Below are 2,597 nucleotides of genomic sequence, written 5' to 3'. Positions count from 1 at the left end.
GGCGTTGCGGGCGGCGAGGAGGGTTGCGGCCTCCTGGCGGGTGGTGCCGGAGCTCTCGATGTGGGCCAGGTGGGCGGGGATCTCCAGGCCCTTCTTGCGCATCGCGGTGGCCCAGAGCCGGCCGGCGCGGTAGGAGGAGCGCACGAGCGGGCCGGACATGACCCCGAGGAAGCCGATCTCCTCGGCCTCGGCGGAGAGCTCGACGAACTCCTCGGGCTTGACCCACCGCTCCACGGGGTGGTGCCGCTCGGAGGGGCGCAGGTACTGGGTGATCGTGACCAGGTCGCAGCCGGCCTCGTGGAGGTCGCGCAGGGCCTCGGAGACCTCCTGACGGGTCTCGCCCATGCCCAGGATGAGGTTGGACTTGGTGACCATGCCCCGGTCCCGGCCCTGGCTGATCACGTCCAGGGAGCGCTCGTAGCGGAACGCGGGGCGGATGCGCTTGAAGATCCGCGGGACGGTCTCGACGTTGTGCGCGAACACCTCGGGGGCGGAGTCGCAGATCGCGCCGATGTGCTCGGGCCTGCCGGAGAAGTCGGGGATGAGGATCTCCACGCCGGTGCCGGGGTTGAGCTCGTGGATCCTGCGGACCGTCTCGGCGTAGAGCCAGGTGCCCTCGTCCTCGAGGTCGTCCCGGGCCACGCCGGTCACGGTCGCGTAGCGCAGCCCCATGGACTGCACGGAGCGGGCGACCTTGGTCGGCTCGGAGCGGTCCAGCGGGGAGGGCCGGCCGGTGTCGATCTGGCAGAAGTCGCAGCGGCGGGTGCACTCGGAGCCGCCGATGAGGAAGGTGGCCTCCTTGTCCTCCCAGCACTCGAAGATGTTCGGGCAGCCGGCCTCCTCGCAGACCGTGTGCAGGCCCTCCTTCTTCACCTGGCCCTTGAGCTGGACGAACTCCGGGCCCATCTGGACCTTGGCCTTGATCCAGTCCGGCTTGCGCTCCACCGGGACCTGGGCATTGCGGGCCTCGACCCGCAGCAGGCGGCGGCCTTCAGGGGCGAGCGTCATACGAGGGCTCCTTCCGCGGCGGCAGACGAACGATGGCGGTGCGCGAGGGTCGCGAGGGCCAGCTGTGCTTCCTGCCGGGTCCGGCGCGGGTCCCAGCCCAGGACGGGCGCGAGGTGCTGGGCGACCTCCTGGACGAGCTCGGCGGTGACGAGGCCGCGGAACGCGAGGGAGGTGCGGCGGATGAGCACGTCGGCGACGTGGCCGACCTGCTCATGCTCGGCCATCCAGGCGATCTCGCGGACGCTCAGCTCCCTGGTGCTCTTCAGGGGGGAGTCCTGGCCCTTGGCGAGGTAGGCGATGACGTCCTCGGCACGGGTGCCGTACCGAGAGAGCAGGATCTCTGCGCGGTGGGCGTCGATGCCCGGGCCGGTGTGGGCCTTGAGCCAGGCCTGCACGCCTTCCTCGTCGGTGGGGAAGCCGCGGCCGCCGCCGATCGGCAGCTCCCCGGTGCCCACCGACCGGCCGTGTCCGAGCAGGGCCAGGACCTCGTCGGCCAGATGCTCGGACAGGGCCCGGAAGGTCGTCCACTTCCCGCCCACCAGGCTCAGCATCCCCTGGCCCGCCCCGCCCGGCAGCGCGGCCTTCTCGATCCGGTAGTCCCGCGAGACGAACCCCGGGGCGGTGTCGTCATGCCGCGGCAGCGGGCGCACCCCGGAGAAGGTGTAGACGATGCTCTCCCGGCCCACCCGGACCGACGGGAAGACGTGGCGGATGAGGTCGAAGAAGTACTCGATCTCCGCATCCGTGCACACCGGCTCGAGGTCCTCCCCGGCGTCGATGTCCGTCGTGCCCACCAGCACCCGGTCCCCGATCGGGTAGATCAGCACGATCCGCCCGTCGCTGTGCTCGAAGAAGATCTCCCGGCCCGCGCACGCCGCGAGGAGCTCCGGATGGTCCAGCACGATGTGCGAGCCCTTCGTCCCGCCCATGAACCGCGTCGGTGCCCCGAGGGCGCCGTTGGTGGCATCGACCCACGCCCCGGTGGTGTTCACCACCACCTCCGCGGCGAAGTCGAACTCCTCCCCGGTCAGCCCATCGCGCAGCCGCACCGCCGCGCCCTCGCCCGCCCCGGTGATGCCCACGGCCGAGACGTAGTTGCTCGCCCGGGCATGCGCACCGGCAGCGAGCCCGTCGCGCAGCACGTCCAGGGTCAGCCGCTCCGGATCGTGCACCGAGGCATCGAAGTACGTCGCGGTGTACTTCACATCCGGGCGCAGGGCCGGCAGCTCCGCCAGGGCCTTCCTCCGGCCCAGGAACCGGTGCCGGGGCACCGACCCGCCCTGACGGGAGAACAGGTCGTACAGGCTCAGGCCGATCTTGATCAGCACCGCCCCGCGCTCGCCCGGCCTGCCCGAGCGGTGGGTCAGGAACCGCAGCGGCGCGTTCAGGATGCCCGAGAACGTGGAGAACACCGGGATCGTGGTCTGCAGCGGCTTCACATAGTGCGGGGCGATCCGCAGCAGCCTGTTCCGCTCGACCACCGACTCGTGCACGAGCCGGAACTCCCCGTTCTCCAGATACCGGATCCCGCCATGGATCATGTGCGAGGACGCCCCCGAAGCACCCTGGCAGTAGTCACCGCGCTCCAC

At 71.2% G+C, this 2,597-nt stretch carries 2 protein-coding genes; both read right to left on the bottom strand.

Annotated elements, in window-relative coordinates; all coding sequences use genetic code 11:
• The coding region (gene lipA / locus ABCQ75_RS16190; protein ID WP_345886125.1) for a lipoyl synthase at positions 1-1,008 on the bottom strand (1,008 nt) is incomplete at its 3' end.
• Positions 1,005-2,597 (bottom strand): glycerol-3-phosphate dehydrogenase/oxidase (locus tag ABCQ75_RS16185; protein ID WP_345886656.1); only part of this gene is annotated, 1,593 nt, incomplete at its 5' end. The genes lipA and ABCQ75_RS16185, both read right to left, overlap by 4 nt.

Source organism: Sinomonas halotolerans (assembly GCF_039615075.1).
Taxonomy (GTDB): domain Bacteria; phylum Actinomycetota; class Actinomycetes; order Actinomycetales; family Micrococcaceae; genus Sinomonas; species Sinomonas halotolerans.
The sequence above is the reverse complement of the archived record's forward strand: the minus strand, read 5'-3'. Positions and strand labels throughout refer to the sequence as shown.